10 protein-coding genes and 1 pseudogene are annotated in these 7,790 nt (G+C 50.0%); 5 read left to right on the plus strand and 6 right to left on the minus strand.

The genetic code is table 11. The features are described 5' to 3' along the window. A pseudogene (locus CAG64_RS07140) lies at positions 1-131 on the plus strand (IS200/IS605 family transposase); the annotation flags it as partial. Between the two features lie 222 nt (positions 132-353). After that, positions 354-1,133 carry a TSUP family transporter gene (locus CAG64_RS07145; RefSeq protein WP_021705974.1) on the plus strand — a complete coding sequence of 260 codons (780 nt, stop codon included), beginning with the start codon at positions 354-356 and terminating at the stop codon, positions 1,131-1,133. Here the strand turns inward: CAG64_RS07145 and CAG64_RS07150 are convergent. The 5 genes from CAG64_RS07150 to grcA form a co-directional block, all read right to left on the minus strand. Next, complete coding sequence (locus tag CAG64_RS07150) at positions 1,060-1,929, minus strand: LysR family transcriptional regulator (RefSeq protein ID WP_161447832.1); 870 nt, start codon at positions 1,927-1,929, stop codon at positions 1,060-1,062. The two genes, CAG64_RS07145 and CAG64_RS07150, sit on opposite strands and share 74 nt — an antisense overlap. 35 nt (positions 1,930-1,964) lie before the next feature. After that, positions 1,965-2,570 (minus strand): flavodoxin family protein, encoded by a 606-nt coding sequence (locus CAG64_RS07155; RefSeq protein ID WP_161447831.1) that lies wholly within the window; start codon positions 2,568-2,570, stop codon positions 1,965-1,967. Continuing rightward, positions 2,563-2,979 carry a VOC family protein gene (locus tag CAG64_RS07160; protein ID WP_161447829.1) on the minus strand — a complete coding sequence of 139 codons (417 nt, stop codon included), beginning with the start codon at positions 2,977-2,979 and terminating at the stop codon, positions 2,563-2,565. Before CAG64_RS07160 ends, CAG64_RS07155 begins: the two co-directional genes overlap by 8 nt. Then, on the minus strand, positions 2,976-3,950 hold the full coding sequence (locus CAG64_RS07165) for a questin oxidase family protein (protein WP_021705970.1): 975 nt from the start codon (positions 3,948-3,950) through the stop codon (positions 2,976-2,978). The genes CAG64_RS07160 and CAG64_RS07165 overlap by 4 nt, the downstream gene beginning before the upstream one ends. A gap of 195 nt (positions 3,951-4,145) precedes the next feature. Next, on the minus strand, positions 4,146-4,523 hold the full coding sequence (gene grcA, locus CAG64_RS07170) for an autonomous glycyl radical cofactor GrcA (protein WP_161488729.1): 378 nt from the start codon (positions 4,521-4,523) through the stop codon (positions 4,146-4,148). 324 nt (positions 4,524-4,847) lie between these two features. Between grcA and nfo the strand changes: the two genes are divergently transcribed. The 3 genes from nfo to CAG64_RS07185 all read left to right on the plus strand — a co-directional run bounded on the left by nfo (position 4,848) and on the right by CAG64_RS07185 (position 7,380). Further along, positions 4,848-5,717, plus strand: a complete 870-nt coding sequence (gene nfo / locus CAG64_RS07175) for a deoxyribonuclease IV (RefSeq protein WP_161454235.1) — start codon at positions 4,848-4,850, stop codon at positions 5,715-5,717. A 347-nt stretch (positions 5,718-6,064) separates the two neighbouring features. Continuing rightward, positions 6,065-6,748, plus strand: coding sequence for a uracil-DNA glycosylase (ung, locus tag CAG64_RS07180; protein ID WP_161457903.1), 684 nt, complete (start codon positions 6,065-6,067; stop codon positions 6,746-6,748). A gap of 80 nt (positions 6,749-6,828) precedes the next feature. Beyond that, entirely contained in the window at positions 6,829-7,380 is a 552-nt protein-coding gene (locus tag CAG64_RS07185; protein ID WP_161457902.1) for a hemerythrin domain-containing protein, read from the plus strand. Between the two features lie 47 nt (positions 7,381-7,427). On the opposite strand, the gene CAG64_RS07190 is transcribed toward CAG64_RS07185, so the two are convergent. Beyond that, complete coding sequence (locus CAG64_RS07190) at positions 7,428-7,607, minus strand: DUF3545 family protein (protein ID WP_021705965.1); 180 nt, start codon at positions 7,605-7,607, stop codon at positions 7,428-7,430. Positions 7,608-7,790 lie beyond the last annotated feature (183 nt).

Below are 7,790 nucleotides of genomic sequence, written 5' to 3' on the forward strand. Positions count from 1 at the left end.
ATGTCGATACGGTAGGAAAAAACACCGGCAAGATACAAAGTTACATAAAGCACCAACTAGAACAGGATAAAATGGGAGAGCAATTGTCGATCCCGTATTCAGGTAGCCCGTTTACGGGCCGCAGGAAATAGTCATATGCAAATGTCAGATCACTACGCGCCTGCTAGGGCGCTGCCAGTAGGAGAGCCTTATAGGCGCATATGAAAAACCACCGGCTATGCCGGTGGATACTTTTTGTCGCTAAATAAATGATGAAAATAGGGAATAGATTGCTATCTTAGCTTTCGCTGGGCGTGTGATCAGGATGGTGATAATTTCGTCCACATAAGTTGATGAATGTCTACAGGAAGACAATGGAACTCTCTTTCGAATTATTGGCGATTTTATTTGTGGTGGCGGGCGCCGCCGGTTTTATTGATGCCATGGCCGGGGGCGGTGGCTTATTGACGCTGCCCGCTTTACTGGCGGCTGGCATTCCCCCGACTCAGGCGCTTGCGACCAACAAGCTGCAGAGCTCGTTCGGCAGTTTTTCGGCCAGTTGGTATTTTGTTCGCAATGGCATTGTCAGTCTGAAACAGATGCGACTGGCGATCGCCTGTACGTTTGTCGGATCCGCCGTGGGGGCGGAAGCGGTGCAATACATTGATGCATCGGTGCTGACTAGCTTAATTCCTTTGTTGTTGTTGGCCATCTCACTCTATTTTCTTCTCGCCCCGCAGACGCGGGCGAGTGGCGGAGAACCTAAATTACCGCAGGCACTGTTCGCCTTTTCTGTTGGGGGAGGAGTCGGTTTCTACGATGGTTTTTTTGGCCCGGGAACCGGTTCGATCTTTACCGTTTGTTTTGTGGTGATCGCACACTGCTCGCTGGTGGAAGCGACCGCCAGAACCAAGGTGCTGAACTTTACCTCCAACATTGCGGCTTTGCTGTTTTTCATTATGGCTGGGCTGCCGATCTGGGAGTTGGGGCTGGTGATGGCGGTCGGTGGATTTATCGGTGCCCGCCTTGGCGCCAAAGTGGTGGTGAGCAAAGGCCAGAAATGGATTCGGCCTTTGGTGATCACGATGTCGATGTTGATGGCAGCAAAACTGCTGTGGGAACAGCATCAGCAATGGTTGTTATCACTGTTTTAACCCGCTCGCTCTGGTAGCTTTTAGGCCTGACACACAGATGTATCGGACGATAGAGCGGCTTGAGTTGGGCAAAACTGAAGCAGTGCTCTGGAGCAATAGACAGGGCTTGGATGATGGAGAGTGGCACCAGTGCGGGGGCGACGCCAGCCAAGCCCAGTTGCGCCGTCGCAGTATAGGAATCCATTTCCATCAGAGGCTGAACACCCAGTTTGGCCAGTGCCGCTCGCTGGTAGCTGTTGGCCGGGTTGATCAGATCATTGGTCAGCAGTTGCTCCGGAATTGTCGTCAACGGGCGATGAAATACGACCATAAACGGTTCATCACACAGGTGAAAACTCAGCAACCCATGGTGCGCCGGCAGGTGGCCGGCACAAAAGCCGATGGTTGCCTTACCGGACTGCACGTTTTCAATGATCCTGGGGGTGTGATTTGTGGTCAAGGTGAGATGACGGTCGGTTTGCATATAACGTTGCAGTGCCGGGCCCAGATAACCGGCCAATAAGGTTTCCGAGCAGTCGATCCTCAGCAGGCTGTCGTCCTGCAATGATTGCTGATCGAATATCAGCCCACGCAGTTCATTAAAACTGGGGCCGATACTGTCGATCAGAGCGCAGGCGTCTGCTGTCAGTTTGATGTGCCGTCCACTCGGTTCGATCAGCTTTTTGCCCAGTCTCTGCTCCAGATTCGCAATTCGTTTACTGACGGCTGACTGGCTGATGTACAGTACACTGCCAGTGCGGCTCATGGTTTTTTCTTTGCTCAGCACCAGCAGCGTTTCAATGCCTTCAAGTAACATGCTTATCCATGAAAGTTGGGAATGGATGAAATAATCTACTCCACTTTCTTGCGCCTGAACAGCGTGCCGTGTTTTGCGGGGAGCATCAGTAGGGCAGCAAGGCGCTGACCGTAGTAGAACGCCGTTTTCAGATCGTTCGGGTGTACGTTGCCCTGTTCATCCGGGCTCGCCACCAACCCCAGACTGGATCCCGTTCGGTTGAGACCCGACGGGTCGGTAAACTGCGACGTATCCAGTCCGGCCCAGAGCATGCCATGCTGACAGGCCAGAGTGATGAATGCGAGCAGCGTTTGTTGCTGCTCGCCATTGATACTGCCTCCGGTGGTAAAGCCTCCCGCCAGCTTATCTTTCCACGCTTTGTTACTGTAGCAATCGCCGCTGGCATCCATAAACGCTTTGAACTGTGCGCTCGGTGAGCCCATGTAGGTTGGGCTGCCAAAAATAATTGCGTCACATTGGTTCAGGGTGTCAAGCAGTGCGGCGTTGTGATAACGCCCTTCGACAATCGTGTCCGGAACAATGCGGCACAGTTCCACGTCACAACCTGCGCTGGCGGCGCCTTCGGCGATATGACTGGCGACCAGACCAGTCATGCCATGCTGAGAAAAATACACGACGGCGGCTTTAGGGGGATTATTCATAATGATTACGCTCCGATGGTTTCTCACTGAGATACTCAATAAACTCCCACTCAATACCGTCGGCGTCGTAAAAGTAGATCCGCTTGCGAAACGCTTCCGAGACCGACATTGGGTTTTCCTGATAGCCCGCCGCCTGCAGGCGTTGCCGGACTTGACCCACATCACCGACCACCAGACCGATATGGTTGACGCCAATGTCATAGTAGGGCGTACGCTGTTGATAAGGTTGATCTTTGGGTTCTCGTTCCTGCAACGCCAGGTAGGAGTCCTCACTGCCGATGTGGCACCAGTGCTTGCTATTGAAGCCGCGGTGGCGAACCGCAAATTCAGGGATCGCCGTCTCAAGAAAACGAATGGTGTTGTCGATATTTTCGACCGTTAGATTGGCGTGCTCTACGTATGCTTTCATAGTCCTTCCTTAACCAGTCGCGTTTCGATCGCTTCCTGATAGGCATTGAGTGGGAACTGCCAGGCTAACCTGGCGCAGCTGTATGTCAGTTTGATGGTATGGTCGTCCTGGCTGAGTGCGGCTCGTTGCATCAGGTTCGGCCACGTTTGTGCCGGGGCGGGCAACCACGCCTGAGTGGTCAACTGGTTGCTGGTTGAAGCAAACGCCGCCACATAGGCCTGCCAGAAATAGTGTAGCCCTCTCTGTGGGTCACTCAGGTAGTGGCGAAGCGACATAAAGGCATCAAAACCTGTCACTCCATGCAGCAGCGTAAAATCGTCGCTGCCACGATACTGTTCTATTGTGATCCGGGCGACCTGTTCGACCGACAGGTCATAAGGAATGGTTGCGATGGCGGCGTACTGCTTGGCACTGATAATCTGGCGGACACGATCCACGATGATGCCTGGTGAAAATGCAAAGTCGTGATAGAGCGCGTAAGCGCGCTGAATGTGTTCTGACGCATCGTAATCGTAGCTACACTCTAGTTCGGTCAGCGGTTGATACTCAGTGGCCCAGTACGCCAGCGCGGCGGCGATTTCCTGGATATCTTCTGCTTCTAGTGCATAGGCGAGGCGGATGAGAGCGTGAAAAGCGGCCGCACTCACGCCAGCAATCAGCTCATCAAGGTGAGAATGCAGGGTTTGCGCCACCCCGAATGTTTCCAACTGCAACTGGTAGTGCTGCCTGAAACGGACAAATTGTTCAGGCTGGCCATAACGCAGCGGAGCGTCATCCTGGTGCGTTGCCAAGGGATCCAAACGTTGGCAATAGTGGTCGTAAAACGCCTGGATTCGTTCGGCTGAAGCTCCGCAACGTTCGAGCGCAATCAATGTCATTGAAAGATGATTGCTTAATTTTCCCTGATAATTCGGCGCAAAGGCCTGGTTAGCATTGAGAAGTGTTTGAGTGGTTTGGGAGACATTGCTCATGTCGCAACCTTTTTAGTAAAGTTATTTGTTTACTAAGTTAGTTGCGCATCTGATTAAGTAAATAAAAAACTTTACATAACTGGGTGAAGTTACGAAAAATGAGATTTATATAGAAAAAATTTGCAATAAAGTGAAATTTGCATAAAAAAACGGCGCTCTTGTGAGCGCCGTTAGCTAAATTATCAGCGGGGTTGTCTACAGTGACTCGGTAAAAGTACGTGCGATCACGTCGCGTTGCTGTTCAGGAGTCAGGGAATTGAAACGCACAGCGTAACCCGACACACGAATCGTCAACTGAGGGTACTTCTCAGGGTGTGCGACAGCGTCTTCCAGCGTTTCACGCTTCAGTACATTGACGTTCAGGTGCTGGCCACCTTCAATACGAGGAGCGGTTTCGATGGCGACTTCGCGGCTTTCGTAGTCACCCAGTTCGCTCAGAGCGACCACTTGATCGGCCTCGTAGCCACTGTTTGCCGCGACACAGCGCGCTTCGTTCTGCTCGCTGTCGAGCAACCAGATAGAGTTAAGCAGGTTGTCATTGGCGGCTTTTGTAATTTGGATACCTTGGATCATCACTATCTCCTGTTCTCATTGGGTACTTATTGGTGTTAATTTTCAAACTTTTGTTGAGCTAGGTATTATATAGCGAATAACCATGTTTATAATATTGATTTAAGTCAAAAGACAACCAAAAACATTAAATAAAGAAAGGTTAATTTTTTGTTCTGAATCAACAAAACTTTATATATCAATGATTGTCTGTTTGTGTGTGGATTTTTAAGAAGTATGTTCCAGTTTTAATTGTTGTAAATTTACTACATTATTGGTGCGGGTTAGGCACGACAATCAACAAAATGAATAAGTTATCAGAGAGAAATGAAAGCGAGACGTGATTAAATGACACAGTGGAAAAAACGGGTGGGAGAGAAGTTTATCGGCGCGCATGTTTCGGCCGCTGGTGGGGTCGATAAAGCGCCGATTCGGGCACACGAAATCGGAGCCAATGCATTTGCCTTGTTCACTAAAAATCAACGCCAATGGAAAGCGAAGCCGCTCGATATCGCCACGATTGAGGCCTTCAAGACCAATTGTGCCCGATTCGGTTTCTCTGCTGAGCAGATTTTGCCCCATGATTCCTATCTGATTAATCTCGGGGCTCCGGAAGAGGAGAAGCTCAACAAATCCCGCGCGGCTTTTGTCGACGAATTTGAACGTTGTCATCAACTGGGTCTGACGCTACTCAATTTTCACCCCGGCAGCCATCTCAATCAGATTTCCGAGCAAGAGTGCCTGGCGAAGATCGCAGAATCGATCAACATCGCCCATCGGTCGGTGCCCGAGGTGGTGGCGGTTATCGAGAATACGGCTGGGCAAGGGACCAACTTGGGCTGGCAGTTCGAGCATCTGGCGGAGATCATCGATCAGGTGGAGGATAAATCCCGGGTGGGCGTGTGTATTGATACGTGTCATACGTTTGCGGCGGGTTATGACCTGAGCAGCAAAGCGGCGTGTGAATCGACGTTCGCAAACTTTGAGCGAGTGGTGGGAATGCACTATTTGAGAGCAATGCACCTTAATGATTCAAAGATCCCGCTGTCTGGTCGGGTCGACCGACATCATTCACTGGGACTGGGGGAGATTGGTTGGGATTGTTTTGAGTATATTGCCAAAGACCAACGATTTGATGGTATCCCGTTGATTTTAGAGACAATCGATCCAAGTATCTGGCATCAAGAGATTCGTCAGTTGCGAGAGTTTTATCAATAAGTAAAAAAATAATTGGCTTTTTAAGCACTTGGCATCCATCTTTCATAATGTCACAGAAAGAAATACCCCATAAAAAAGGATGCCAAGATGTCTAAAGTTCCACCCGCAGTGTTTGCACGCCGAGTCATCGGTGCGGCGCGTCTTCCCCAACCCAATCGGCACATTCATGCTCACGGACATTTCCGTACCCCCCAGAGGAGTAAATAACGCCGCCGGATATTGTCACCGGCAGGACCGGTTTACGTTGTGCCCCACTACTTCGCATGATTCGAATCGGCGGCTCAGGGGCTTGTGCGTTGAGAGGCAGATTTGTATAGAATAGAGGCAAACTTTATCGGAGAGCCTCTATGACTAACTCATTGACCTGGCATGATGTTATTGGTAACGAAAAGCAGCAGGACTACTTTCAGCAAACTCTGGCGTTCGTAGAATCTGAACGGCACGCGGGCAAAGTGATCTTTCCACCAGCCAAAGATGTGTTTAATGCGTTTCGCTCCACTGAATTTGCTGACGTAAAAGTGGTGATTCTGGGTCAGGATCCATATCACGGGCCAAATCAGGCTCACGGGTTGTGTTTTTCCGTACTGCCCGGTGTGCGCACACCTCCTTCGTTGGTCAACATGTATAAAGAGCTGGCTCAGGATATCGATGGCTTTCAGATCCCGGCGCACGGCTATCTTCAAGCCTGGGCGGAGCAAGGTGTATTGCTGCTCAATACGGTGCTGACCGTTGAGCAGGGAAAAGCGCACTCCCATGCCCGTACTGGCTGGGAAACCTTTACCGACAAAGTGATTGAAGCGCTGAATCAGCATCAGCAAGGGGTGGTGTTTCTGTTGTGGGGTTCACACGCCCAGAAAAAAGGCCGTTTTATTGATCGCAACAAGCACCATGTCTTGGCGGCACCGCATCCATCCCCGCTTTCGGCGCACCGGGGTTTCTTCGGATGTGGCCATTTTTCTCAGACCAATTACCTGTTGATACAGCAAGGGAAAGCCCCAATCGACTGGCAAGTTCCATTGACAGTGGAGTGAGTGTTTTTCGACCAGTATCAAAGCGTGTTGCATCAATCTCTTATACACTTACAAAGCGTGGGTATTTAAGGAGAGATGCCATGATGATAGAGAGGATCCGCCGTGAGCATGGGTACATGATGCGACTGTTGGCGGTATTGCGCAAAAAAATAGCACTGCTGAAAGATGAGAAAGTGGTGAACTATAACCTGATTCGGGAGGTGGTCGACTATCTTGCCAACCATTCTGAGAAGGTGCATCACCCAAAAGAAGACATCCTGTATAACTACTATATGGAGAAATACGGTGCGACCCAGGACGTCCAAAATCTGGCAGAAGAGCATGTTGAACTGTCTCACCGGACGCATGAATTCTTGAATACCATCGACATGATACTCAACGATGCGATCGTGCCCCAGGATCTGTTTCTCAATCAGTTGGAAGAGTTCGTGGCAGCTCAACGGCGGCATCTGGATATGGAAGAACAATCGATTTTGCCACTGATCGCCAATACCTTCAGCACCGAAGACTGGCAGCAGGTGGAATCACAATGGTGTGTCAATGAAGATGACCCGGTGTTTGGGAACACCATCGCCGAGCAATATCAGGAGTTGGCGCTCAGAGTCAGGCAGACGGATCAAGAATCCGTCTGAGTCTCACTGGTTGGGAAAACGAAAAAGGCGCCAAACGGCGCCTTTTTCTATAAATCAATGTCTTCCAGGTCAGCTTCAAAGCCCATATCCATGAGCTCTTTTTGTAAGCGTTGTCGGTCTTTAATGGCTTCGATTTCCCGCCATTTACGTTTTACTGGCTTGGCGCGTCCTGCGCGGGCCCGCGGCATTTCCATTTCCAGATAATCGTCGAATTGAAAGCCTTCCATAAGCTCACCTCATTATCATTATTGTCCCTAAAACGGAGACTTCTTATTACCACATGTGGTTGAAGCGTAACCTTGATTTATTTCTCATTTGTTTCGTTTCGATGAAAGTTTTATGGGTTTTTGTATCGGTTTTCACAAATCTGATTTCTAAAAATGTATAAAAAATAGCCAAACAAATTAAGG

Origin of the sequence: Vibrio sp. V38_P2S17PM301 (assembly GCF_009904845.1) — a bacterium.
Lineage (GTDB): Bacteria > Pseudomonadota > Gammaproteobacteria > Enterobacterales > Vibrionaceae > Vibrio > Vibrio proteolyticus.